The following is a 26012-nucleotide window of genomic DNA, read 5'->3' on the forward strand; positions in this document are numbered from 1 at the left end:
ATGTTAGATACGCGTGCGCGTAAAATCGTTCAACCCCTATTTGATCAAGGGGCGACCTTATTTAAGAAAATTGGATTATCGGCGACACAGGTGACGATCATCTCCGGCATCATCGGTGGTGCGACGGGCTTTTTCGTCTATAACGACATGATGGGAACGGCGATTGTCTTGTTGTGGATCTCGGGCATGCTTGATGTCATCGATGGAACGATGGCACGAAAAGAAAAGACGACTCCAATCGGCACGATTCTTGACCTTGTTCTCGACCGGATCGTCGAGCTGTCAGTATTGATTGGTCTTGCGCTTCGGTTTCCGGAAACGCAGGTCGTTATTCTGTTGCTCGTCGCATCATTCGTAATTGGGATGACGATGTTCCTTGCAATCGGAGCGGTCAGTGAAAATTACGGCTACAAGTCGTTTCAATATCAACCGGGACTGGTCGAGCGGACGGAAGGGTTCTTATTCCTAACAGCGATGATCCTGTTCCCAAGCGCCATCATTTGGATCGCAATTGTCTTTTTGATTGCTGAACTCTATACGGTCGGGGAGCGATTCCATCAAGCTTCGAAGGTGTTGCGATGAGTGAACAAGAGATGATCATGACCGTGGATCGAGCGGGCAACCTGCTCGGACCTCGTCCACGATCGGAAGTCCACGCAAACGGCTTATGGCATGAAACGTTTCATTGTTTCGTCTATGATCCAAAGCGGGACGTCGTGTTGCTCCAGCAACGGTCTGAACAAAAGAAGGATTTTCCAGGAATGCTTGATATCACGGCAGCGGGTCACTTGCTTGCGGATGAGACAGTCGAGGATGGTGTCCGGGAACTCGAGGAAGAGATTGGTTTGACATGTACGTTTGATCAATTGATACCGCTTGGCATCCAGGAAGAGGAGTTTCGGGATGCGTCACTATGGGACTGTGAGCGATGCCATGTCTTTCTTGCTCGAAGTGATCAAGCGATAGACGCATACGTCCTCCAGGAAACAGAAGTGAAGCGATTGATTGCTTTTTCGATCGAGCAGTTTGAGCGAATCGCTGACATGTCCATCGAGCGTATTCAGGACACGACAGGCGAGTGGTTCGATCGTCGTCAATTCGTTCCGCATCCTTCTTCTTACTGGAGACATGTCCGACAGGGAATCGAGCAATTACGTAAATAGAACGAATGGAAAAGCAATAACGCATGAAGACCTACGATCGAATGTGATTTCGCTCGCAGGTCTTTTTTTTAATCGTACATTCGTTCGACGCAAGAGTAGCGAAATTAAGATATATTTGAGATAATTAAGTATATATACAAAAGAAGGAAAGAAGGTGCAGCCAGTGGCATTACGATTTGCACTACTCGGGCTGCTGACCCAAGGGGAAGCGACCGGTTACGATTTAAGCGCGACTTTCAAAAAACAGATGATCCACTTCTGGACCGCACATCATACTCAAATATACCGAGAGTTGTTGAAAATGGAAGAGGCAGAGCTCGTGACGAGTGTCCATATCGTCCAAGAAGACTTACCGGACAAGAAAGTCTATTCGATTACCGATAAAGGGCGTACGGAGCTCGTTGAATGGTTACGGACACCAAATGAATTCAAACCGAAGATGAAGGATGAGAACTTGATGCGGGTGTCGCTCTTGCATCTGCTCCCACCAGAGGAAGCCGTTGCTTATTTGGAAGAGTCGAAGCGGCACCATCAATTTGCCGTCGAGATGATGCATAGTTGGCGTCACGACCACCTCGAGAACGGTGCAACACTAGGGGAGACCTTGACGAGTGAGTACGGCTTGCGTATGATGTTGAATTACTTGGATTGGTGTGACTGGGCAATCGCGGAAATCAAAAAGAACGAAGCAAACGTCTAACAAAATTGGCTCGACTGTCATGTAGATGGCGGATTCGAGCCAGTTTTATTTTGTAATAGGATTTAGTAAGGAGAGAATCGATGTACTTTAATGACTATGAAGACTGGATTGAGGAAGAGGCGGAAGCATTATTTCGCTTACATGAAGAACCGCTGATACGAGAAGCGATCTCGTATTCGCAATTTACGGCGTATGTAGAAGAAGCACTCCTTGAACCATTATTGCTGAAATTACGTTGGCTCGGAGAAGCAGAAGAAGAGGAGATTCTAGAACGAGCGGATTCAATCGTTTGGGAGAATGCCTCAGGTCATTCGGAAGCTTCCCTTCGGCGAGATGTGTTACGACGGGTCGTCGAGCGAGACTTTACTGCGCATATCCTCGCGTACCTCACACCAATTCTTGAAGCTAGACAAGCTACTTATGAGGCGGAATTGAAGCAGCTTCAATTGGCGCATGCTGAACAAATAGATGAGGTCAAACAACACGAGCAACAGATTGAACTCGGACCGCCACCTAAAAAAGTCAAAAAATGGTGGTACCTCAAAGAAAAAGAAGTAGCACGTTCCTATACGGAGGAAGAACGATCTGCATTGCAAGCCCAACAGCAACAACTCGAGGACGAGTTAAAGCGACTCGAACAAAAAACACGTGAGACAGAAGCTGACCTCGAACGATTGGATTCAATTCACCGTCTATAACGTATGAAAAAATGGAGCACGCGACATGATGTCGCGCGCTCCATTTTTTGTGAATACTATCTATTACGCTTGTGTCGCCAGTTTCGCGAGGACTAGTTTTGCGACTGCTTCACTTGACGCTGGGTTTTGTCCTGTGACGACGTTGCCATCGATGACGGCGAATTCCTTACCGGCATCCGATGTGAGGAAAGTAGCGCCTTCGCCACGAAGTGTCGTCTCAAGCAAGAATGGTACTTTATCTTCGAGACCTGTCGATTTTTCTTCTTCGTCTGTGAAGCCGTTGATTTGACGACCTGAAACGAAAGGTTTGCCATCGATCATGACGTGTGCGAACGCTGCTGGACCGTGACAGACCGATGCGACGACGCCATCTTTTTTGATGACAGCTTCAATGGCACCAGCCACTTGTGGGTTATTCGGGAAGTCGACGACTGCACCGTGACCACCTGGGAAGTAAACGGCATCAAATGATGCTGGATCGACCTCCGAGAGTGCTTTCGTGTCGTGCAACGCACGGCGTGCATCTTGGAATTTCGGCAAGATTTCTTTAACGATCGATGCTTTATCGATCGGGACGTCGCCACCTTTGATCGAAGTGACCGTCACGTCATGTCCTGCATCCTTAAACAGGTTGTATGGTGCTGCGAACTCTTCGAACCATAATCCTGTTTTGTGACCATTCATGTCATCTGCACTTGTCGATACGATTAAAATACGAGCCATAATAAAACTCCTCCTCTGTATGAACGTTACAAAGAAGGAGTTTCCCGGAGATATGAAGAGTTAAACCTCACCGGTGTTCCGTATAGTGATGAACCGGTAGTGTAGCAAGTGCCTGATCGATTTGAGCTTGTGAGATCGACTCTTTCATCGCTTGGACGTTTGCCTGAAGCTGTGACACGCTCGACGCACCAGGAAGGACGATGTCGACCTGTTGATCGATGGCTTGCAACGCAAGCGCAGGAAGCGGGAAATCTTGAAGTTTTTGTAGACTCGCCTCAAGCGTTTCCTTATCGAATTGTTCGAACCGATCAACCGACTGCAGGCGTGAAGCACTCTCATGTGTCAAGAGTCCTTTTGCCAGTGGACCACGGGCAACGACTTGGATGTTTTTCTCTTTTAAGCGTGGCAACAACTCTTCGATGCGGCGATCGAGCAACGAATAAGGCGTCATCAAGTAAGAGAAATTACTATGCTCGAGCCAATATTCGATGACATTCGGGCGCAGTGACGACAGACCATATTCCTTGATCTTTCCCTCTGCTTTTAAATCTTCCATTGCGCGGATCGACGCATCGATGTCATCATCGATCGTGCCGCCGTGGACGTAATACAGGTCGAGATAAGGTGTTTCAAGACGATTCAAACTTTCAAGACAAGCTTGCTTCAGATAGTCATAACTCGGATCCCATGTCCAACCGGTTCCGGTCGCGTTCATCCGATTCCCACCTTTTGAGGCGAGGAACAATCGACTGCGATCCTCTTGTGAGAAGGTTTGACCGATGATGGATTCGACCGCTCCGTTCGCATAGACGTCCGCTGTATCGAAGTGCGTGATTCCAGCATCAAGTGCCGTCCGCAGGATTGCTGTTGCTTCTTCCTGACCGCGCTTTAAGATCGTCATCGTACCTAATCCTAATGACATGTTCAATTCCCTCTTTTCTTAGATGAACTATAAGTTTGGAACTTCTGCATTCTAGTGTATCATATCTGATGAAAAAGACGATTTCGAAGTCTTGCGGCAATACGTCGGAAACGGCATACTAATCATGACAGAGAACGTAAACTAAGATAGAAGAGGGGAACACATCCGATGGAAGAAAAAACGATTGAACGTGAAGTGATCTATGAAGGAAAAGTCTTTGACGTCGAGAAACATGTCGTCACGTTACCGAACGGCAATACCTCGGTCCGTGAATTGGTCTATCATAATGGTGCCGTCGCGATCATTGCTTTTGATGAACAAGGTGATTTGATCGTCGTGGAACAGTACCGGAAGGCGTTCGAGAGTCTATCAATCGAGATCCCAGCAGGAAAACTCGAGAAGGGTGAAGATCCACTCGATTGTGCCGGACGCGAATTAAAGGAAGAAACAGGATACGTCGCGAAAGAGTTACGACATGTCTTTGATTTTTACGGTGCGCCTGGTTTCTGTAGCGAGCGTGTACATATTTATGAAGCAGTCGGTCTGACTGCCGGTGATCGTCAACTCGATGAGGATGAGTTCCTTGAGAATAAGACATTGAAGCTCGAAGAAGCACTCGAACTCGTTGCAAACGGAACGATCGTTGACGCGAAAACGATCATGGCGATCCAGCATTGGCAAATTCGTACTTTAAAATGATTCTCATTTAAATGATTTTCAGTTGATAATCATTTTAATTTGAAAAAAGACTGATTATCAGCTATGATAATAGCATCAGTTCGAACAAAGGGGGCGTTATGATGGAAAGTCGTGTAGAACGCATCAAAAAACAGCTAAGCGGTAAAGGATATAAGCTGACTCCCCAACGTGAAGCGACTGTGCGTGTCCTGCTCGAACACGAGTCGGATCACCTCAGTGCCGAAAATGTCTTTCTCCTTGTAAAAGAAAAGAACTCCGACATCGGACTTGCGACGGTTTACCGGACGCTCGAATTATTGACGGAGCTTGAAGTCGTCGATAAGGTCAACTTCGGAGATGGCGTATCCCGGTTTGATTTACGACAAGAAGGTGCGAGTCATTCGCATCACCATCTCGTCTGTATCGAATGCGGATCCGTCGAAGAGATTTTAGACGATATGCTAGAAGAAGTAGAGAAAGAAATCGTGTCCCGATTCCACTTTAAAATCAAGGATCATCGCCTGACATTCCATGGCGTCTGCCGTGTCTGCCAAGAGCGTCATGCTCGGGAAGCGTTGGAACAATCGCAAACACAAACAGTCTGACCGTCCGACGAAATTTCGGATGGTTTTTCTTTTTCAATTTTTATAGGTCAGACCTCTTCACAACGGTTTACACCTTTGATATGATGGGAAAGTAAGCGATTTCGTAAACGAAGAGGATGAGTTCAGTGCGTGAACAACTGGAAGCATTTATCAATTATTTAGTGATTGAACGGCAAATGTCCGCGAATACGGCAGCTGCGTATCGAAATGATTTAAATCAATACTTACAGACGCTTGAAACAGCGGAAGTTTCCTCGTTCGAACAGGTTCACCGACATCATATCGTCGACCATATTGAACGATTGCTTGAAGCACGAAAGTCACGATCGACGGTTCGCCGGGCGACGAGCTCGATCCGTTCGTTCCATCAATATTTGGTCGAAGAGAGACTGGTAACACATGATCCGTCTCGTCATCTTGATTTACCGAAACCGGAGAAAAAGTTGCCCGTCGTCTGGAGTCAAACGGACGTCGAACGCTTGCTTGATTCGGTCGTCGGTGTCGATCCGCTTACACGACGAGATGCAGCAATGCTTGAGCTTCTCTATGGAACAGGCATGCGCGTCAGCGAACTGCTCCAACTGAAGTTGAACGATTTGCAACTCGAACTCGGGTATCTGTCGTGTCTTGGGAAAGGGAATAAATCCCGGATCATCCCGATGAGTACGACATCGATTGAAAGTGTCAGGACATATCTTGACCTCGCGCGCAATAGTCTCGGTGGTCAACAGACGGACGATGTCTTCTTGAACAGTCGCGGTGATCGTTTGTCACGGCAAGGGTTTTGGAAGATGATCAAGCGACGGGCAAAGGAAGCGGGTATTGAAAAAGAGATCACACCGCACGTCCTGCGCCATTCGTTCGCGACCCATCTACTTGAAAATGGTGCTGATTTACGCGTCGTACAAGAAATGCTAGGACACGCTGATTTGTCGACGACACAAATGTATACACACGTTAACAAAGCACGACTTCACGACGTGTATAAGAAACATCATCCACGGGCATGATGGTTCTATCTTTTAAAGGTCTGACTTCAGACAAATGATGCGTTTTGTCTAGTCCCTTTCCGGGAAAAATCGTAACGGGAATCGCACAACTACAGCTCGTATATAGGAGGAACAGCAAATGGCTCAATCATTTAAACGTGTATTTTTGATCGTCATGGACTCCGTAGGAATCGGAGAAGCACCGGACGCTGAACAGTTCGGAGATCTTGGTTCGCATACGCTCGGTCACATCGCGCGTGAACGCAACGGACTCAACATGCCGAACATGGCAAAACTCGGTCTCTCGCATATCGAACCGATCGAAGGTATCTCAGCTGAAGAAGCACCGCTTGCAGCATATGGAAAAATGCAAGAAGTATCTGCAGGGAAAGATACGATGACAGGGCATTGGGAGATCATGGGACTCCGGATCGATACACCATTCCGTGTCTTCGAAAAATTCCCGGATGATTTGATTCATCGCCTAGAAGAGTTCTCGGGTCGGAAGATCATTGGGAACAAACCGGCTTCTGGTACGGAAATTCTCGACGAACTCGGACAAGAACATGTCGAGACAGGCGCCTTGATCGTCTATACGTCGGCAGACTCTGTCCTTCAAATCGCAGCACACGAAGAAGTCGTGCCATTAGAGGAATTGTACCGGATTTGTGAATACGCACGTGATATCACACGGGATGACCCGTACATGCTCGGTCGTATCATCGCACGTCCATTCCTTGGTGAAGCAGGAGCGTGGGTCCGGACAGCGAACCGTCACGACTATGCACTTAAACCATTCGACCGGACGGTCATGAACGAACTCGAGACGGCAGGACTCGATGTCATCTCGCTCGGTAAGATTGCTGATATCTACGATGGAGAAGGCGTCACGGATGCAATCCGGACGAAGTCGAACATGGACGGGATGGATCAGCTCGTGAAACAACTCGATCGTGATTTCAACGGACTTTGCTTCTTAAACCTTGTCGATTTCGATGCGTTGTTCGGGCACCGTCGTGATCCGCAAGGCTACGGACAAGCACTCGAAGAGTTCGATGCGCGTCTTCCGGAAGTGTTTGCTCGCTTAAACGAAGACGATCTCTTGATCATCACGGCTGACCACGGAAACGATCCGGTTCATGCTGGGACTGACCATACACGGGAATACGTACCATTGCTTGCCTACCATAAAAATGGTGTTGCAAAACCGCTCGGTATCCGTGAAACGTTCGCTGATCTTGGAGCGACGGTCGCAGAAAACTTCGCCGTCAAGATGCCGGCACATGGAACAAGCTTTTTAACAGAACTATAATTCGAGGGAGCGATTCAGATGACAGTCAACTGGAATGAAACACGTTCGTTTTTAGAAAGCAAGATGCAGTCAAAACCGGAGATCGGATTGATTCTCGGTTCAGGACTGGGTGTCCTCGCGGATGAGATCGAAAACCCGATCGCGATTCCATATCATGAAATCCCGAACTTCCCAGTATCAACGGTCGAAGGACACGCGGGACAACTCGTCTTCGGTACTCTTGAAGGGAAACAAGTCGTTGCGATGCAAGGGCGATTCCACTTCTACGAAGGATACTCGATGGACATGGTCACGTTCCCAGTCCGTGTCATGAAAGCGATCGGTGTTGAGACATTGATCGTCACGAACGCAGCGGGTGCTTGTAACGAAGCGTTCGAACCAGGTGATTTGATGTTGATCACAGATCACATCAACTTCTTCGGTACGAACCCATTGATCGGGAAGAACGTCGATGAGATGGGACCACGTTTCCCGGATATGTCGAAGCCGTATGATGCGGAATTACTTCGTCTTGCACAGGAAACAGCAGATGAACTCGGAATTCGTGTCCGTCAAGGTGTCTACTTCGGAAACACTGGTCCAACGTATGAGACGCCAGCAGAAGTCAAGATGGCACGGATGCTCGGTGGCGACGTCGTCGGTATGTCGACGGTCCCAGAAGTCATCGTTGCCCGTCATTCCGATATGCGAGTCCTTGGGATCTCATGTGTCTCGAACATGGCAGCAGGTATTCTCGACCAACCGTTACATCATGATGAAGTCATCGAAACGACAGAACGTGTCCGGGCACACTTCCTATCACTCGTTCGCGGTTCGATCAAAAAAATGTAACGACTGTTTATAAAACTCACAAACCACTCCTGAGGAGGAACTAGATTATGCGTATGGTAGATTTGATTGCAACAAAACGAGACGGTGGCGAACTCGCAACAGCTGATATTCAAGCAATGGTAGAAGGATTCACGAATGGTGAGATTCCAGATTACCAAATGTCAGCGATGTCGATGGCGATTTTCTATCAAGGAATGTCAGATCGTGAAATCGCTGATTTGACGATGGCGATGGTCAACTCGGGCGACGTGATCGACCTTTCACGTATCCACGGGAAAAAAGTCGATAAACACTCGACAGGCGGTGTTGGTGACAAGATCAGTCTGATCGTCGCACCACTCGTTGCGTCAATCGGTATTCCGGTTGCGAAGATGAGCGGTCGTGGACTCGGTCATACAGGTGGAACTATCGACAAACTCGAAGCGTTCCCTGGTTTTGACGTCGAGCTTTCAGAAGAAGCGTTCGTCTCACAAGTCAACGACATTAAGATGGCAATCATCGGTCAAACGGGTAACCTAACTCCTGCAGACAAAAAACTCTACGCCCTTCGTGACGTCACGGCGACGGTCAACTCGATCCCATTGATCGCAAGTTCGATCATGTCGAAGAAGATTGCAGCAGGAGCAGACAGCATCGTACTCGACGTCAAGACGGGTTCTGGTGCCTTCATGAAATCGTTCGAAGATGCAAAAGCACTTGCGACAGAGATGGTTTCGATCGGTAAGAGTGTCAACCGTAAGACGGTTGCTGTCATTACGGACATGGATCAGCCGCTCGGCTTTGAAATCGGAAACGCAAACGAAGTCAAGGAAGCGATTGAAGTCCTTCAAGGGAAAGATGTCCGTGATTTGAAAGTCATCGCCTTAACGATTGCATCACACATGGCAGTCCTCGGTGATTTCTACCCGACGTTTGACGAAGCATATGCGGATCTCGAAACACGTCTCGGTAACGGAGCAGCACTTGACGTCTTTAAAAAGTTCATCGCAGCTCAAGGTGGCGACGCGTCTCTCGTTGACGACATGACAAAAGCACTTGAAACGAAATACGAAAAAACATTCGTCGCTTCAAAAGCAGGTTATGTCTCTGAAATCATCGCTGACGAAGTCGGTGTTGCAGCAATGATCCTCGGTGCAGGACGCGCGACGAAAGCAGATGAGATCGATCACGCAGCAAGCGTTACGTTGCACAAGAAAGTCGGCGACCGTGTCGAAGTCGGCGATGTCATCGCAACACTTCGTTCAAACAAAGAAACACTCGATCAAGCAATCGAAAAAATGGATCACGCGTACCATATCAGTGAAACGAAACCGGCAGAACGCCCGCTCGTTCACGCTGTTATCCAGTAAGCAATCCAATCAGCAATACTTGAGTAGTGGACGTCGTCCGCTACTCTTTTTTTATGATAAAATTGTAAGTGTAAAAATATGGGAGGGGAGCATATGAAACGTTGGATAATCGGGATTGCCAGTCTAATTGGAGTCATCGGAGGTAGTGCCTTATTGATGACTTTCGCTTTTACACAGGATATGAACTCGGATGGAACGAAAGAGACTGAAGTACAGCGGAAAGCAAAAACTTACTTAGAACAGCATCTTCCGGAAGCGAAGGTGACCGGTAGTCTTTACGACAACATGGGCAATTTTCCATTTGAATATGCCGCACGCGCGATAGACGAAAAAACGAATACTGAGTTTTTCGTCTATCAACAAGAGGAGTCGGGGAGGTTCGTTGACTCGTATCATGCGTCACTTTGGGAAGATCGGTTAGAGCGACGGATCCCGTCGCCGACTCTCGAACAACTGAACAATCAATTGAGCGTGACCGTACTTTATGACAACGATAAAATACAGCAGCTAGGTGACGCGCGTTTTGATTCAAAGGCTTATTTACGGAAGGAAGTCGCTCCGACGCTCTTAGTGGACGTTCCACGCAAGCGACACGAACAGGATAAAGCGCAGGTCACAGCGTGGGCAAAGTCGTTGCGCGAACAAAAGATTCTTCAACATATGACAGTCAAGGTCGATTATGTTTCGGAAAAAGGAGAATTGCTTGAGAACGGAGATTCGCTCTTCGTGAAGCTGTAAGATGGATGGAAAAAATGAGAGTACGCGGTTCCTCTTCGATTTGTTATACTGGAAATACTTGTAATGAAAAAGGGGGAACTCTCATGAAACCACCACGCTTACAAAAAGGGGATATGATTGCCATCGTCTCGCCGGCGTCTGCTGTCGCAGCATACGTACCGCGTCGTCTCGCCCGCGGTATCGCAACACTTGAAAAAATGGGCTTCGAGGTCGTCTTAATGCCGAACGCAACGGCTGTTCATAGTCATACGGCAGGAACGATCGGGGAACGGCTGCAAGATTTACATATGGCGTTCGCAGATCCGTCAATCAAGGCAATCATCTCGACCATCGGTGGGTTTAATTCACACCAGCTACTCGACGAACTCGATTATGAATTGATCCGGAACAATCCGAAGATCTTCGTAGGTTACAGCGATATCACGGCACTGTTTGCTGGGATCTATCAGCAGACAGGATTGACGACGTTCGTCGGACCCGCACTGCTGACGCAGTTCGGTCAATTCGATGGTCTTGATCCGTATACAGAAGAATCGTTCAAACGTACGTTCATGCAGACGGAGCCGATCGGTCGGATCGAAGCGTCTGAGGAGTGGACAGATGAGGTTTTACGCTGGGATGTCGCGGACGACCGAAGACGAGAACATCAAGTGAACGCAGGGTACACAATCGTTAAGACCGGTGTCGCAGAAGGTCCGATTCTGACGGGGAACACGGGAACACTTTTACTGCTTGCTGGAACTCCATACTTGCCATCGTTTGACGGTGTCGTTTTGATGCTTGAGGATGACGAAAGTGAGACACCAGAAACGATTGACCGGTATTTCACGCAATTGCGACACATGGGTGCGTATGACAAGATTGCGGCACTCGTCGTCGGACGTTTCCCGCGCAAAGTCGATTTTGACCCGGACTTCCCGCTCAAGGACATCATTCTGCGCGCGACGCGGGGCTATGATTTCCCGATCATTCTCGATGCGGACTTCGGGCATACGGATCCCGTCACGACACTCGCGAATGGGGTGCGGATTCGTGTCGAAGCCACGGATTCGGTGACACTCGATGTGTTAGAGGCAGCCGTCGAGTAAAAAGGTCTGCACGACGCCTTGAAATTTGGTACACTGTACCATGGAATCACGATCTTGAATCGTGACGAATCTCCTGCTGAAAAGCACGAAAGGTTGGTCAAACATGCAAAAAACTGGTCATATCTTATTAGAAGATGGAAATAAAATCGAATTCGAATTGTTCAACAATGAAGCACCGATCACGACTGAAAACTTCGAAAACCTTGCGAACTCGAACTTCTACGATGGATTGAACTTCCACCGTGTCATCCCAGGCTTCGTCTCACAAGGCGGATGCCCAATCGGAAACGGTACAGGCGGTTCAGGAAAAACGATTCCTTGTGAAACGTCAACATCATACCCACACAAACACAAGGCGGGTTCACTCTCGATGGCACACGCTGGTCGTAACACAGGATCAAGCCAATTCTTCATCGTACACGAGCCACAACCGCACCTCGACGGCGTACACACGGTCTTCGGACAAGTGACTTCAGGTCTCGAACATGCACAAAAAATGAAGCAAGGCGCTGGCATCAAAGAAATCCGCGTCGAAGCGTAAGTTCTTGCTCCTCTTCGAACGTTCGAAGAGGAGTTTTTCTTTTTTCAGAACCGGGTACAATCAGTAAGGGAACTCAACTCGAAAAGGAGTGTTTGTCATGCGTTTAGAAGGAAAACGAATCATCCAAGTCGTCAGCAATGACTTCGAGGATTTAGAATTATGGTATCCAGTCCATCGCTTACGTGAAGAAGGCGCAATCGTCGACATCGTCGGTGAGAAAGCGGATGAAACATATATCGGGAAGTACGGTGTCCCAATCAAATCGAATAAGACGTTCGATGAGATCAATCCAGCAGAATACGATGCGATTCTTGTTCCAGGTGGTTGGTCGCCCGATCTATTACGCCGTTTTGACTCTGTTCTGAACATGGTGCGTCATTTTGACCAGAACAAACAACCGATCGGTCAAATCTGCCACGCTGGTTGGGTGCTGATCTCTGCCGGCATCTTAAAAGGTGTCAACGTCACGAGTACGCCAGGAATCAAGGATGACATGACGAATGCGGGTGCAATTTGGCATGATGAAGCCGTCGTCGTCGACGGACATATCGTCTCGAGTCGTCGTCCGCCCGATCTACCGGACTACATGCGTGCCTTCATCCAAGTGATGGAAGAACAAGCGTGATTCAGATGCAGGGGACGTCACGTGACAGTCTCCTGCATTTTCATGGATTATGAAAAAAATGCAGTAATTCTGTGTGAGAAGGTGTAGAATGAATGAGTCTCAGTCGTTCATACTCCTGAGAGTTGTTGAAATTAGGAAGGTGTAGAATCACATGCTAGTAAAATATAAGAAGTTGAATGAACGGACCGCGATGGGGCTGATCGCCTTTTCGTGCGAAGTGAAGGATCCGAAGTATTTGCTTGAAACGGTTCAAGCCTATGAACAGGAAGAAGACCAACGCTTGTATTTGTACAAACAAGATGAGGATTTCGTCGGTGTCATCGGGTTTCAATTAATGGATGGCCATGCTGAATTGAAACATATCGCATTATCACCATCGTTCCGTGGAGAACGGATGTCGTATCTCCTACTCGATGAAGCAGCCAAGCTTCTTCGAACGGATATTACGGGTGCGACCGAAGAGACGCAACGCCTCGTCGACAAATGGAAAAATCAATAAAAAGACCGGTCCATGGCTCAGATGGACCGGTCTCTTCGGTTTTGTAGCGCTTCTTGTCGTGCCGTGACGACATCCGTACGATCGCGCAAACGGTGTTTATGCGTCACATAGTCGAGATCAGGTGCTGTCGCTTCAAGTGCGACGGTTCGGATGACGTCCGGGAAGACAGGTAACGGGATGTGCCGATAGACTTTATCCGTAAAATGGTCGCGATGATCGAGCAAATATGAGACGTCGATCCCGGACGCAATCAGTGTTGCCCGGTGGCGTTCGATTTTATCGAATGCTTTCGCATATGTCCGCTGTGCCCCAGTCGTATTGCCGCGACGGTGATGATAGCGGGCGACGGCCAGCTGGATCAGACCGACAAGCGCCTCGTCCTGACGTTGTCCTTCTTGCCAGACTTCCTCTAAGATTTCATGGCACTCGAAGTAATCGTGCCGAATGTTGAATTCAAATACGAATCGTTCAATCGGATTCATGGAATCACCTCTTCCTTTGAATATAACATAGTCGAACCCATCTGTTGTATGGTATACTAAGGCGCAAAAAACGTTGATGGGCAGGGAGAATCATGGAATCATACAGTGTAAAGATGGATGCGTTTGAAGGCCCGCTGGACTTGCTGTTACACTTGGTTGGTAAATTAGAAATCGATATTTATGATATATCCGTTTCCATGGTGACGGATCAATATGTGTCCTATATCCGTGCGATGCAGCATCTTGAACTAGATGTTGCTAGTGAATATCTTGTCATGGCAGCGACGCTGTTGCAACTGAAAAGCAAACAACTCTTGCCGATCGAACAGACGGAATACGATGAGATTCCCGATTTCGAGGAAGAACCGACGCGAGAAGGTCTGATTCAACAGTTGATCGAGTATAAAGCATACAAGGAAGCAGCACTCGTCCTGAAAGAAAAGGAAGAGGCACGCCTTGAGCTGTTCTCGAAACAACCAGAGGATTTGATGCGTTATCTCGACACGGATGCACAAGAGTATAACGGTACGTTATCACTGAGTGATTTATTACGTGCTTACGAAAAAATGCGCCAACGGGAAGCCTGGAAGGTACGCCGTTCGAAGACGGTCAAACGGGAAGAACGTTCACTCGAGCAACAGATGGAGTCTGTTGCCCGGTACGTCGCGACCCGTGAGCGTACGACATTCTTCGGTTTTTTTGCGGAGCAACCGACGGTCGAAGAACTAGTCGTCAGCTTCCTCGCTGTTCTTGAGCTCGTGAAGCAACGGGTCATTGATTGTGAACAGATGACCGATGATATCCTATTGCGGAGCATGGTGAAGGAGGAGAGTCAGATTGGCGTATGAACAAATCATTGAGAGCCTGTTATTCGTCGTCGGAGACGATGGGATCGATCCGCGTGGTCTCAGTCAAGCGCTAGAGATCAGTGAAGCGGCAGCACGTGAACAGTTGCTGGCTCTTCAAACGACATTCGAAGCAGAGCAGCGTGTGTTGCAAATCGTGGAGTCGGGTGGTGTCTTTAAGATGGTGACACGAAAAGAGATGTCGCCATATATTCAGGCATATGCCGGTTCGCTCGCAGAAGATTCCTTGTCTCGAGCAGCGATGGAGACACTCGTCATCATCGCATACAAGCAACCCGTCACACGTGCTGACATCGAAGTCGTTCGTGGTGTGAAGACGGAGCGTGTCATCCATACGTTAAGTGCAAAAGGTTTGATTGAAGAGGCGGGACGCGCTAAAGGCGTCGGTCGCGCAAAATTGTATAAAACGACGGATCATTTCCTGGACCATTTTGGTCTGAACAGTATTGAAGAGTTGCCGCCACTCGAGTTCGAAGAAACGTTCGAATCGGATGGAGATCTCTTCTTCCGGAATGATCCTTCATTAGAGGAGAGAGTGAATTAATGGAACGGTTACAAAAAATCATCGCACAAGCAGGTGTCGCTTCGCGGCGTAAAGCAGAGGAATTGATCACAGCAGGTCGCGTCAAGGTCAATGGAAAAGTCATTACGGAGCTTGGGACGAAAGTCGGAGCACGTGCCGAAGTCGAAGTAGACGGCGTGAAGCTCGAGCGGGAAGAACACGTCTACTACATGCTCTATAAACCAACAGGTGTCGTCTCGACGGTTGAGGACGATAAAGGACGTAAGACGGTCGTTGATCTCGTACCACCCGGACACCGTGTCTTCCCAGTCGGTCGACTCGACTACAATACGAGCGGTCTTCTTTTAATGACGAATGACGGTGAATTCTCGAACCTCTTGCTTCACCCGAAATATAAGGTACCGAAGCGCTACATCGTCAAAATCAAAGGTGTACCAGAATACTTCCACGTCAAAGGTCTTGAAAAAGGTGTCGTCTTACCGGATGGTTTCAAGACAGGTAAAGCACGTGTCGAGATGCGCGATATCGATAAGAAGAAAAATACAGCGATTCTTGAAATGGTCATCTACGAGGGACATAACCGTCAAGTCCGTCAAATGGTCGAGACACTCGGTTCGGAAGTCTTGAAGTTGAAACGTGAACAGTTCGGTTTCTTGACACTGGCAGGTCTTACTTCTGGCGAGTGGCGTGAACTTTCAAAAAAAGAAGTCAATCAATTGCGTGAGCTAGCGGATCCAGCCGCTCCACCTACGAAAAGACGTAAGAACACAAAAAAACGTTAATTTGTAAAGCGAGAAGCTCATCCTCCGGGTTGAGTTTTCTTTTTTTGTGACAAAACGATTAACGAATTTCACATTTTGTCAACGGTAAAGCGATTTCAAGTACAATATGGGTGGAGGCGGTAAAATATGAAAAAAACGAAACAAAATCCGGAAGAACGCTTAGCAGCGGCCCAGCAAAAAAAGAAGAAACGCTCCTTCTGGCGTCTGATGATCATGACGATTGTCTTGTTCGCCGGAGCAGTCGTCATCATGCAATTCGTCGATCAAGCGACACGTGATAAAAACGGTCGTGTCATGGCAGGCGATGATGCCCCTGGTTTCGCACTCGTCGATCTATATGGTGAGAAACAGCACTCGATGGACGAGTATAAAGGAAAAGGACTTTTACTCAATTTCTGGGGAACATTCTGTGAACCATGTAAGAAAGAGATGCCATTGATCAATGACAACTATCAGATGATGCAAGACCAAGGCGTCAATTTCGTAGCGGTCAATGTCGGTGAAACACCAGTTCGTGTCTCAAGCTTCATCAAGGATATTGGCGGAACGGACTATCCGATTCTCATGGATACGAACAGTTCGGTCGAGAAGGCTTACGGGATCTACAACTTACCTGTGACATTCATCATCAATAAAAAAGGTGAAGTCGTCGAGAAATATGAAGGTGAGATTGATCAAGCGAAGCTCGAAGAGATGGTGAAGAAGGCGAACGAGTAACGCATCGAAGGGGGATTTAAGGATGCAGGAGCAAGAAGATTTCAAACAACTGGACATGCGTTACGAAGAAGCGGAGCTTCGATCGAAACGTAAAAATCCATCTTGGATCGACCGGGCATGGACGTTCTTCTCGTCCGTCAAGGTCGGGTTATGGTTGATTGCCTTGATCATCATCGCGAGTGGGGTCGGAACGATCTTCCCGCAAGAGATGTATATTCCACAGGCAACACCACCGGAAGAGTTTTATCAAAAAGAATACGGCACGGCAGGTGACATCTACTATACGTTAGGATTCCACAATCTATTTGAATCATGGTGGTATATCGGATTGATCACGCTTTTATTACTCTCGATCATCATCGTGTCGATTGACCGATTCTTCCCGCTCTACAGAGCACTGAAGAAACAACCGGTCATCCAGTCGGACCGTTTCATGAACGGTCAGCGATTTGGCGCGGAAGCGACTGGCGATGTTAAAAAAATCGATGCGATCGCACCGTTGCTTGAGAAAAAAGGCTATAAAGTCCGTCGACAAGACGGGGCACTCTTAGCGGAAAAGCAACGTTTCGGACGATGGGGTCCATACATCAATCATATCGGACTCGTCTTATTCTTCGGTGGTGCGATGCTTCGAGTCGTACCAGGGATGCACGAAGATGAATTGCTTTGGCTCCGCGAAGGGGAGACGTTGCCGATCGAGGCGACGGACAATCAGTACTACTTGAAAAATGAAGCGTTCAACATCGAGTTCTATGATCCTGAGAAGGTCGATGAGAAGTTCAAGAAATCACTTGAAGCAGCAGGCGGAAACGTACCGAAGAACTATGATACGAAGATGACGCTGTACAAGAAAGTCGGCGAAACGTCCGATTTCAAACCGAAGCTTGAAGAAATCAAGTCAGGTGAGACGGCAGTCAACCGCCCATTCGAATTCGATGATTATCAAGTCTTCCAGGAACAATACGCGGCAGATCCGGAATTCAAGACGATGTCGTTTAATATCGTCAACCAGAAGACGGACAAAGTCGTCGATACGATCAAAGTCGACTTGCGTGATCCGAAAGAAACATATGCTTTAAAAGATGGGTATGAAGTCGAACTGAAGGACTTCCTTCCGGACTTCGTCGTCAAAGATGGTCAGCCAACGACGAACTCGGGACGTCCGGTCAATCCAGCCTTCGTCTTTAGTATCAAGTCACCGGAACATCCGAAAGGTGAACGGAGTTTGATTGGGATCAAACTGAACGTCGGTGGAGATGAGAACCAGTACAAAATGGCATTCGCGGGTACAGAACTCTCGAACATCTCGGGTGTCCGGATTAAAAAAGATCTGACGCTACCGTTCCTGTTTGCAGGTGGTATCATCTTCATGGCAGGTCTATTGATCGGAATGTACTGGCCACACCGTCGTCTCTGGCTCAAAGAGAAGAACGGTCGGATCCAGATTGCTGGATTTACGAACAAAAATGCATTGGGGCTTCAAAAAGAAGCTAATCTCGCGTTGACGGAAGTCGGTCTACCAGAACTTGAGGATCGACAAAAGTTGCGGGAAGAGGGGGAAGCTAAATGAATTTGCTTCAGTTGAGCAGTAACCTGCTCCTTACATCGTTCATCGTCTACCTCGTCAGTACAGGATTCTTCGCTGTAGCGACGAGTGGTAAAAAAGGACCGACGCGTTCTGGTAAAATCGCCTTTACGCTCGCGATCATCGGTTTCCTCGCGCAGCTTGGATATTTCTTCACGCGCTGGGCTGGAGCTGGGCACGTTCCAGTTTCGAACTTATATGAATACACGACATTCTTCGGCATGATGATGGTACTTGGTTTCTTGATCGTTTATGCCATCTACAAAAACAATGTCCTCGGTTTGGTTGCGATGCCAGTCGCATTGCTCGTCATCGCCTATGCGTCGATGTTCCCGGATGAAGTCCAACCGTTGATCCCAGCACTACAAAGTGTTTGGCTCAAAATCCACGTCACGACGGCAGCGCTCGGTGAAGGGATTCTTGCCGTCAGCTTCGCGACGGGATTGCTGTATCTGATTCACGCGACGGATTTCAGTAAGGAATCGAAAACACGGACGTGGCTCGAAGTCGTCATGTTCTCACTCGCATGTGTCGTCGGTTACATCTTAGTTGGGCTGTTGTTCAAAGCAACAGGTTCTGCGTCGACGATCGAATACGTTGCGAAAAACGGTGCAACGATGACGCATGACTATGCCATGCCAGTCTTGACAGGTCCTGAAGGCGGAAAAGTCTTATCGGGTTCAGGTGCCGTCATCGAATTACCGAACTTCTTGAACGCGAACAAAGTCAATACGGTCTTATGGTCGATCATTGGTGGCGTCGTCTTATACGTCTTGCTTCGCTTCGTCATTCTTCGCAAGCGTCTTGCTGAGAGCTTGAAGCCGATTGCGCGTAAGATTGATCTTGAGACAGCAGATGAGATCAGCTATCGTTCTGTTGCGATTGGTCTTCCGATCTTCATCCTGGGCGGTCTGATCTTCGCGATGATCTGGGCGCAAATGGCATGGAGCCGTTACTGGGGCTGGGACCCGAAAGAGGTATGGGCACTCATTACGATGCTCTTCTATGTCTTTTATCTCCACATGCGTATCCAGCGTGGGTGGATTGGTAAAAAATCAGCGTGGTTATGTGTCGGCGGATTTGCCGTCATCATGTTCAACCTCGTCTTCGTTAACCTTGTCGTAGCAGGATTACACTCGTACGCATAAGAAAAAGCAAGCAGCGGATCCGGAAACGGTCCGCTGCTTTTTCGTGTGCGTCTGACCGAAGTGTGCCTTTTCGGAGAAATCAGCCAGAGCAAGCCATTCTTTTCGTTTCATAGTATACTAAAAGAGTAGTAGGATAGAGGAGTAGAGTTTAGTTCATAGGAGGAGACAGCATGTCAGAAGAAGCACGTATTTTAGTCGTCGACGATGAAGAACGGATTCGTCGCCTGTTGAAGATGTATCTGGAGCGGGAAAATTTCACGATCGAGGAAGCAGACAATGGAGAGACGGCGCTTGAAATGGCGCTTGAGACAGAATACGATGTCATTCTCCTCGACTTGATGATGCCGAAGATGGACGGGATGCAAGTCTGTGAAGAACTGCGGAAAACGAAGGCGACGCCGATCGTCATGTTGACGGCAAAAGGCGAAGAGACGAACCGCGTCCATGGGTTTGAGATGGGGGCAGATGATTATATCGTCAAACCATTCAGTCCACGCGAAGTCGTCTTGCGTGTCAAAGCGATCCTTCGCCGAGCAAGTGCGACGAAATTCCTCCACACGGATGCGAAAACAAAAGATGTCATCGTTTTCCCACACTTGACGATCGACAATGATGCCCACCGCGTGACGGTTGAATCACAAGAAGTCAATTTAACACCAAAAGAATACGAACTCCTGTATTTCTTAGCAAAACAAACGGACAAGGTATTCTCGCGGGAACAATTACTCAAGGAAGTCTGGAACTATGAATTTTTCGGAGATCTGCGGACGGTCGATACACACGTCAAACGTCTGCGTGAAAAGCTGAATCGTTTGTCTCCGAACGCCGCTCAAATGATCACGACGGTCTGGGGTGTCGGATACAAGTTCGAGAATAGTCCGACCTGACGATGAAATGGTTGCAAAGCGTTGTCATCAAACTATGGGGAACGATTCTGTTACTCGTTTCGGTCGTCTTGATCGCCTTGACGATCTTGTTACTTGAATTTTTCAACTCGTTCCATATCGAACAGGAACGGGGGCACCTAGCAAAGCTCGGTCAACAAGTCGAGACGGTCTTTCAGGCGCACTCCGGCATCGAGGAAGGGTCGAGTACTGCGGTCGAAATCACGGATATCTATGGCGCGACACTGATTGCAAAGACGCAGGATGATTCCGTCGAAGCGAATATCTCACAAGCGAAGGCGAACCGGATCATCAAGGAACTCGAACGTCAGAACTGGAAAGCAATTGATGGTGAAGAAGGCGAGACGGCGATCGGCAACTATGAGACCTTCGATGGAAAAGCAGCACTCGCGTATCGGGCACCGCTCATTACGGATAGTGGCAACGGAACGATCTACTTGATCGAGCAATTGACGAACATCGAACAGGCGAATGAGGGTGCACGTCAAATCATTCAACTCTGTGTCCTGCTAGCGATCATCGGAACGACCGTCTTTGCCTTCTTCCTCTCGACACGAATCACGGCACCACTGCGAACGATTCGTCAAGCTGTCGTTGAGGCCGGTGAAGGAAAGTTCGATCAGAGCCTGACGCAACGTTCACGGGATGAAATCGGTGACCTAGCGCTTGCGTTCAATGAAATGAGTAGTCAGCTCAATCAATACGTCACGGATCTCGATAAGGAGCGGCATTTACTCTCCTCGATTCTGCGCTGTATGGCAGACGGCGTGTTGACGTTCTCGAAATCAGGTGAGCTCCTTGCAACGAATCCACCGGCTGAAGCCTTTTTGGCGGGTTCTCCCGTACCGGATGAACTGATTGAGTTATTCCAGACGGTCATGCGTGAAGAGACGGAGATGACGGTCTCCTTTGAACGAGAGGGACGCTTCTACATCATCATCGTCAGTCCGTTACTCGAACAAGAAGAACAGATCGGAGCGGTCGCCGTCCTGCGTGATATGACAGAAGCGCAGCAACTCGAGAAGATGCGTGCTGATTTCGTCGCGAACGTCAGTCATGAATTACGGACACCACTCGTCATGTTGCAAGGGTACTCAGAAGCGATTGTCGATGGCATGACCGAAAGTGACGAGGCGACGAAAGAATTCGCATCGATCATCTATGACGAGTCCCAAAGACTGTCGAGACTTGTTAACGATCTTCTTGATCTTGCGCGAATGGAGGCGGGATACCAGGAGTTACGGATTGAATCCGTCGAAGCAATACCTTTTGCAAAGCGGGTGATCAAGAAGTTCAAACAGATGGGACGCGATAAACAGGTCACGTTCTCGGTTTCTGGTCCGAACATCGCGTTTGAAGCAGACCCTGATCAGATGGAGCAAGTCTTGACGAACCTCCTCGGTAACGCCCTGCGTTATACGGAGAACGGTGAAATCAAGATTAAGATTGACGAAGATAGGGAAAACATTACATTATCCGTCATTGATTCGGGTGACGGAATTCCAGAAGAAGATCTACCGTTCGTCTTTGACCGTTTTTATAAAGCGGATAAAGCGCGGACACGTGGCAAGACGGGTACAGGAATCGGTCTTGCGATCGTGGCGAATGTCGTCCGAGCTCATGGTGGTGAAGTCGAAGTCGACAGCCGCTTGGGAGAGGGAGCGACCTTCCGGATCCGATTACCGAAAAAACAAGGGAAGCGAACATTATGAGTCGCTTCCTTTCGCTATAGGAGTGAATGAAAAATGAAAATTTACACGAAGTCTGGTGATGAAGGAGAAACATCTCTCGTTGGTGGGAGAGTCAAAAAAAATGATCGTTTGATCAGCTTGATGGGAGAACTCGACGAATTGAACAGTTTCGTCGGACTTGCCCGGACGAAAGCATCATCAATCGAGGTGCGTGAGCAACTGACAGTGATCCAGCACGCCTTATTCGATTGTGGTAGTGACTTAATGTATGTCGAACCGCGTCCGTCACGTTTGAGTCAAGAAGCGACGGTTGATTTAGAAAGTTGGATTGACACGTTAACGGAGTTATCACCGCCGCTCGATAAGTTCATCTTGCCTGGTGGAACGGAAGCAGCTGCAACGTTACACGTGGCACGGACGGTCTGTCGTCGCGTTGAACGTTCGATGATCGATGTTCCTCAAGCGGCTCATTTGTTACCGTTCATCAACCGACTCAGTGACTTCTTCTTTACAGCAGCCCGTTACGAGAATGCCGTCAAACAAAAAGCAGATATTGAATATGTCCGCAGTGCGCATGTATTCAAACGAAAGGATGGAGAGCAATGAGTCAGTCATTTAGCACATGGAAAAAGGAAGGAACGAGCTACCATCTCGTTCCGACCGACAAATTCAAGACGACGACGATTCTCGTCACATTTTCAGCACCGTTAGAAGCGAAGACGCTGACAAGCCGTGCAATCCTACCGTACATCATGGAAAAATCGACAGCCGCTTATCCGTCGATGAAAGCTTTACGTGAGCCGCTTGAAACACTATATGATGCGGGACTTTATGCGGACGCGTCGAAGTTCGGAGAAGAGCATGTCATCTCATTCCAACTCGATGTCGTCCGGGGAGAACTCGTCCATCATCCGTCGTTGTTAAAAGAAGCACTCGAATTGCTCGAGCAAATGGTGCTGTATCCAGATTTGACGGAAGGTGGCTTCCGTGAACAGTTCGTCAAACAAGAAAAACGATTGCATGCCTTACGGATCAGTTCACTATATGACGATAAAATGCGCTACGCACAGCAACGTCTTCTCGAATTGATGGCACCAGGTGAAGCCGTCGCGTTGCCATCTCTTGGAACACTCGAAGAACTCGAACAGATCACCCCGTCATCCTTGCGTGATACATACCGTTCGATGATTGAAGACGACCGGATTGATGTCTTCGTCGTCGGACATGTAACGAAGGAGGAGATGGAAGACGCTCTATCATTCTTGCCATCGCATTCTGAAAAAATCAGTCATTACATTCCGGCACAAAAAGCAGTCAATGGCGTGAAACGGTCGAGTGAAACGCAACCGATCAAACAAGGTAAATTGCACCTTGGTTACCGGGTAGCGGTCGATCCGACATCTGCTGACTCGATTCGGATGCAAATCGTCAATGGTCTGTTCGGTGGCTTCCCGCATTCAAAACTGTTCATGAATGTCCGTGAAAAAGAGAGTCTCGCGTATTATGCGGCTTCACGATACGCGGCATTGAACAGTGCACTCTATGTTTATGCAGGGGTCGACACGAAAGAAGCGGAACGTGCTGAGAAAATCATCTTGGAACAACTCGTTGATTTAAAAGCAGGACAGTTCACGGATGAAGAATTGACACAGACGAAGGCGATGTTGATCAATGCGCGCCGTCAAATCCTTGATCAGCCAGGTCAATTGATTGGTTGGTTGAATGGTTCGAAGATGCGTGGACTGACACTGGAGGATGAGATTCATATCATTGAAACGGCGACACGTGAAGACGTCGTTCGATTAGCAGCGGCAATCGATCTTGATGCCGTATATCTATTGCGAGGTGAAGCATGATGGAACAACTGACTTATCACGATACAGACGAAACGGTATACCACGAGCAGCTCGATAACGGCTTATCCGTCTATTTGTTGCAAAAAAAAGGATACGAAAAGACGTATGCGACGTTTACGACACGTTATGGTTCGATTGATCAACGATTCAAAAAAGGGGAGGAATGGATCACGGTACCGGACGGCATCGCCCATTTCCTCGAGCATAAGATGTTCGAATCCGAAAAAGGGGACGTCTTCCAAGAGTTTGGTCGTCTCGGTGCCTCTGCGAATGCCTTTACCTCGTTCTCGCGGACAGCGTACTTGTTCTCAGCGACGTCGCTGATCGAACAAAACCTTGAGACATTGATCGATTTCGTACAAGATCCCTACTTCACGCCGGAGAGTGTTGAAAAAGAGAAGGGGATCATCACGCAAGAAATCCAAATGTACCAAGATAATCCGGGATGGCGTCTGTTCTTCGGTCTGATCGAATCGATGTATGCATCGCATCCAGTCCGGATCGATATCGCGGGAACACCGGAATCGATCAATCAAATCACAGCCGATGATTTGTACACGTGCTACCGTACGTTCTATCATCCATCGAACATGGTGTTGTTCGTCGTCGGAAACATCGACCCGGAAGAGACACTGGCATTGATCAAGGCGAACCAGGCGAAGAAGGACTATACGGATCGCCCGGCAATCGAACGAGATTACGGTCAAGAGCCGCATGGCGTACATCGTCCACGCTTTGAACTCGAGCTCGACGTTAAGACACCTAAGGTATTGATCGGTTACAAGGACGAATCGCTTCGCGGTGAGGCACAAGTCCGCCGTGAGTTAACGAGTGAACTGCTGTTACATCTCTTGTTCGATCAGACATCATCGACGTATTTGGAACTGTATGAAGACGGTCTGATTGACGATACGTTCAGCTTTGATTACTCGAGTGAGGAAGAGTTCGCCTTTGCGACGTTTGGAATGGAGACAGAAGATCCAGACAAGTTCATCCAAGCGTATGAGACGCTCCTGCAAACACGTCCTGACTTTACGGAAGACGAAGTCACACGCAAGCGGAACATGATGCAAGGGAAGTTCCTCCGTGCCTTGAATTCACCGGAATTCATCGCGAATCAGTTCTCGCGTCACGCACTTGCCGGTACGAACCTGTTCACGCTTCCAACGTTGATTGCTTCGATTACGAAAGAAGAGATTGAAGCCCGCTTCGACGAGTTGTTCGCCATTGAAAACCGGGCGATCTCAATCGTTAAACCGTACGCGTGATGCGAATCCTCATCACCGGTGCGAGTGGCGCCATTGGTCTTGCGGCAGCAAAACAACTCGCTGCCGCCGGACATGAATTGGTGCTTCAGACGTATCGACAGCAAGCGGTTTTAGAACGGATGATAGAGGAGTGGCAAGGCGAGCACCACATCCTGACTGCGAACTTAGCAGACGAGGAGGACTTGCAGGCATTTTGTGCGGCATTACCTGTCGTTGATGCCTTCGTCCATTGTGCCGGAACGAGTTATAGCGGTCTGTTGCTCGATCAATCGGCAACATCAATGCACGAACTTTGGAAAATCCATGTCGAGGCGTTGATGCGTATCAGCCAAACCGTGACACGGACGAAACCGTTCACGTCGAAGCTTGCGATCGTCGTCATCAGTAGTGTATTAGGGGAACAAGGTGTCGCGGGTGAGGTCGTCTATTCGACGTGCAAGGCGGCACAGCTCGGATTCGTCAAGGCATACAGCAAGGAACTTGGACCGATGCACGGACGCATCAACGCGATCACGCCGGGGTGGATCGATACGCCGATGAACGCGATTTTCTCGGAAGATGAAAAGGAACAAGCGATCGCTGAAATCCCAGCCGGTCGATTCGGAAAAGCAGAGGAAGTGGCTTCTGCCATCCGTTACTTAGTGCAACCTGAATCAAGTTATGTGTCCGGAGCCATCCTTAAAATAGATGGCGCGTGGATGTAGGTGATGGAATTTCAGTTCAGGAAT

The 26012-nt window shown here is 48.4% G+C and carries 30 protein-coding genes; 27 read left to right on the forward strand and 3 right to left on the reverse strand.

Annotation, left to right across the window (positions count from 1 at the left end; genetic code table 11):
• The 4 genes from KNQ11_RS01715 (at position 1) to KNQ11_RS01730 (ending at position 2561) form a co-directional block, all read left to right on the forward strand.
• Entirely contained in the window at positions 1-582 is a 582-nt protein-coding gene (locus KNQ11_RS01715) for a CDP-alcohol phosphatidyltransferase family protein (protein ID WP_023467668.1), read from the forward strand.
• Complete coding sequence (locus tag KNQ11_RS01720) at positions 579-1163, forward strand: NUDIX hydrolase (protein WP_149427009.1); 585 nt, start codon at positions 579-581, stop codon at positions 1161-1163. Before KNQ11_RS01715 ends, KNQ11_RS01720 begins: the two co-directional genes overlap by 4 nt.
• Positions 1164-1326: 163 nt before the next feature.
• On the forward strand, positions 1327-1863 hold the full coding sequence (locus tag KNQ11_RS01725; RefSeq protein WP_023467670.1) for a PadR family transcriptional regulator: 537 nt from the start codon (positions 1327-1329) through the stop codon (positions 1861-1863).
• An 80-nt stretch (positions 1864-1943) separates the two neighbouring features.
• Complete coding sequence (locus KNQ11_RS01730; RefSeq protein WP_149427010.1) at positions 1944-2561, forward strand: hypothetical protein; 618 nt, start codon at positions 1944-1946, stop codon at positions 2559-2561.
• Positions 2562-2624: 63 nt separating this feature from the next.
• On the opposite strand, the gene KNQ11_RS01735 is transcribed toward KNQ11_RS01730, so the two are convergent.
• Positions 2625-3284 (reverse strand): type 1 glutamine amidotransferase domain-containing protein, encoded by a 660-nt coding sequence (locus KNQ11_RS01735; protein WP_023467672.1) that lies wholly within the window; start codon positions 3282-3284, stop codon positions 2625-2627.
• Between the two features lie 67 nt (positions 3285-3351).
• On the reverse strand, positions 3352-4206 hold the full coding sequence (locus KNQ11_RS01740; RefSeq protein ID WP_023467673.1) for an aldo/keto reductase: 855 nt from the start codon (positions 4204-4206) through the stop codon (positions 3352-3354).
• A gap of 168 nt (positions 4207-4374) precedes the next feature.
• Between KNQ11_RS01740 and KNQ11_RS01745 the strand changes: the two genes are divergently transcribed.
• The 11 genes from KNQ11_RS01745 (at position 4375) to KNQ11_RS01795 (ending at position 13461) form a co-directional block, all read left to right on the forward strand.
• Positions 4375-4905 carry an NUDIX domain-containing protein gene (locus KNQ11_RS01745; RefSeq protein ID WP_149427011.1) on the forward strand — a complete coding sequence of 177 codons (531 nt, stop codon included), beginning with the start codon at positions 4375-4377 and terminating at the stop codon, positions 4903-4905.
• A gap of 101 nt (positions 4906-5006) precedes the next feature.
• Positions 5007-5489 (forward strand): ferric iron uptake transcriptional regulator, encoded by a 483-nt coding sequence (fur, locus tag KNQ11_RS01750; protein WP_023467675.1) that lies wholly within the window; start codon positions 5007-5009, stop codon positions 5487-5489.
• Positions 5490-5614: 125 nt separating this feature from the next.
• Positions 5615-6499: a site-specific tyrosine recombinase XerD gene (gene xerD / locus KNQ11_RS01755; protein ID WP_149427012.1), complete on the forward strand. Its 885-nt coding sequence runs from the start codon at positions 5615-5617 to the stop codon at positions 6497-6499.
• 118 nt (positions 6500-6617) lie between these two features.
• Positions 6618-7790 carry a phosphopentomutase gene (gene deoB / locus KNQ11_RS01760; protein ID WP_055967084.1) on the forward strand — a complete coding sequence of 391 codons (1173 nt, stop codon included), beginning with the start codon at positions 6618-6620 and terminating at the stop codon, positions 7788-7790.
• 18 nt (positions 7791-7808) lie between these two features.
• Positions 7809-8621 carry a purine-nucleoside phosphorylase gene (locus tag KNQ11_RS01765; protein WP_214769165.1) on the forward strand — a complete coding sequence of 271 codons (813 nt, stop codon included), beginning with the start codon at positions 7809-7811 and terminating at the stop codon, positions 8619-8621.
• A 47-nt stretch (positions 8622-8668) separates the two neighbouring features.
• Entirely contained in the window at positions 8669-9970 is a 1302-nt protein-coding gene (locus KNQ11_RS01770) for a pyrimidine-nucleoside phosphorylase (RefSeq protein ID WP_055967087.1), read from the forward strand.
• A 93-nt stretch (positions 9971-10063) separates the two neighbouring features.
• Positions 10064-10708, forward strand: a complete 645-nt coding sequence (locus tag KNQ11_RS01775) for a hypothetical protein (RefSeq protein WP_064300236.1) — start codon at positions 10064-10066, stop codon at positions 10706-10708.
• Between the two features lie 83 nt (positions 10709-10791).
• Positions 10792-11796 (forward strand): S66 family peptidase, encoded by a 1005-nt coding sequence (locus tag KNQ11_RS01780; protein ID WP_214769167.1) that lies wholly within the window; start codon positions 10792-10794, stop codon positions 11794-11796.
• Between the two features lie 103 nt (positions 11797-11899).
• Entirely contained in the window at positions 11900-12337 is a 438-nt protein-coding gene (locus KNQ11_RS01785) for a peptidylprolyl isomerase (RefSeq protein WP_149427014.1), read from the forward strand.
• A 97-nt stretch (positions 12338-12434) separates the two neighbouring features.
• Positions 12435-12962, forward strand: a complete 528-nt coding sequence (locus KNQ11_RS01790; RefSeq protein ID WP_035398198.1) for a type 1 glutamine amidotransferase domain-containing protein — start codon at positions 12435-12437, stop codon at positions 12960-12962.
• A 151-nt stretch (positions 12963-13113) separates the two neighbouring features.
• Positions 13114-13461 carry a GNAT family N-acetyltransferase gene (locus KNQ11_RS01795; RefSeq protein WP_023467684.1) on the forward strand — a complete coding sequence of 116 codons (348 nt, stop codon included), beginning with the start codon at positions 13114-13116 and terminating at the stop codon, positions 13459-13461.
• 17 nt (positions 13462-13478) lie between these two features.
• Here the strand turns inward: KNQ11_RS01795 and KNQ11_RS01800 are convergent, their stop codons facing one another.
• A complete protein-coding gene (locus tag KNQ11_RS01800; protein ID WP_133208018.1) occupies positions 13479-13943 on the reverse strand; it encodes a DUF309 domain-containing protein in 465 nt (154 codons plus the stop codon).
• A 92-nt stretch (positions 13944-14035) separates the two neighbouring features.
• On the opposite strand from KNQ11_RS01800, the gene KNQ11_RS01805 reads away from it, so the two are divergent.
• From KNQ11_RS01805 to ymfI, 12 genes are all read left to right on the forward strand, one after another.
• Complete coding sequence (locus tag KNQ11_RS01805; protein WP_023467686.1) at positions 14036-14791, forward strand: segregation/condensation protein A; 756 nt, start codon at positions 14036-14038, stop codon at positions 14789-14791.
• Positions 14781-15353: an SMC-Scp complex subunit ScpB gene (scpB, locus tag KNQ11_RS01810; RefSeq protein WP_023467687.1), complete on the forward strand. Its 573-nt coding sequence runs from the start codon at positions 14781-14783 to the stop codon at positions 15351-15353. Before KNQ11_RS01805 ends, scpB begins: the two co-directional genes overlap by 11 nt.
• Entirely contained in the window at positions 15353-16114 is a 762-nt protein-coding gene (locus KNQ11_RS01815; protein ID WP_023467688.1) for a pseudouridine synthase, read from the forward strand. Before scpB ends, KNQ11_RS01815 begins: the two co-directional genes overlap by 1 nt.
• Positions 16115-16240: 126 nt before the next feature.
• Complete coding sequence (gene resA / locus KNQ11_RS01820) at positions 16241-16831, forward strand: thiol-disulfide oxidoreductase ResA (protein WP_023467689.1); 591 nt, start codon at positions 16241-16243, stop codon at positions 16829-16831.
• Between the two features lie 22 nt (positions 16832-16853).
• Positions 16854-18401: a cytochrome c biogenesis protein ResB gene (resB, locus tag KNQ11_RS01825; protein WP_081637418.1), complete on the forward strand. Its 1548-nt coding sequence runs from the start codon at positions 16854-16856 to the stop codon at positions 18399-18401.
• A complete protein-coding gene (gene ccsB, locus KNQ11_RS01830; protein ID WP_029341189.1) occupies positions 18398-19564 on the forward strand; it encodes a c-type cytochrome biogenesis protein CcsB in 1167 nt (388 codons plus the stop codon). The genes resB and ccsB overlap by 4 nt, the downstream gene beginning before the upstream one ends.
• A 170-nt stretch (positions 19565-19734) precedes the next feature.
• Positions 19735-20451 (forward strand): response regulator transcription factor, encoded by a 717-nt coding sequence (locus KNQ11_RS01835; protein WP_023467692.1) that lies wholly within the window; start codon positions 19735-19737, stop codon positions 20449-20451.
• A gap of 2 nt (positions 20452-20453) precedes the next feature.
• Positions 20454-22181: an ATP-binding protein gene (locus tag KNQ11_RS01840; protein WP_023467693.1), complete on the forward strand. Its 1728-nt coding sequence runs from the start codon at positions 20454-20456 to the stop codon at positions 22179-22181.
• 33 nt (positions 22182-22214) lie between these two features.
• On the forward strand, positions 22215-22766 hold the full coding sequence (locus tag KNQ11_RS01845; RefSeq protein ID WP_029341191.1) for a cob(I)yrinic acid a,c-diamide adenosyltransferase: 552 nt from the start codon (positions 22215-22217) through the stop codon (positions 22764-22766).
• Positions 22763-24016 (forward strand): EF-P 5-aminopentanol modification-associated protein YfmF, encoded by a 1254-nt coding sequence (yfmF, locus tag KNQ11_RS01850; RefSeq protein WP_023467695.1) that lies wholly within the window; start codon positions 22763-22765, stop codon positions 24014-24016. The genes KNQ11_RS01845 and yfmF overlap by 4 nt, the downstream gene beginning before the upstream one ends.
• Positions 24013-25284 carry an EF-P 5-aminopentanol modification-associated protein YfmH gene (yfmH, locus tag KNQ11_RS01855; protein WP_235147631.1) on the forward strand — a complete coding sequence of 424 codons (1272 nt, stop codon included), beginning with the start codon at positions 24013-24015 and terminating at the stop codon, positions 25282-25284. Before yfmF ends, yfmH begins: the two co-directional genes overlap by 4 nt.
• Positions 25284-25988: an elongation factor P 5-aminopentanone reductase gene (ymfI, locus tag KNQ11_RS01860; RefSeq protein ID WP_214769170.1), complete on the forward strand. Its 705-nt coding sequence runs from the start codon at positions 25284-25286 to the stop codon at positions 25986-25988. The genes yfmH and ymfI overlap by 1 nt, the downstream gene beginning before the upstream one ends.
• Positions 25989-26012: the final 24 nt, after the last annotated feature.

This window comes from Exiguobacterium sp. s39 (genome assembly GCF_018618925.1).
GTDB classification, from domain to species: Bacteria; Bacillota; Bacilli; order Exiguobacteriales; family Exiguobacteriaceae; genus Exiguobacterium_A; species Exiguobacterium_A abrahamii.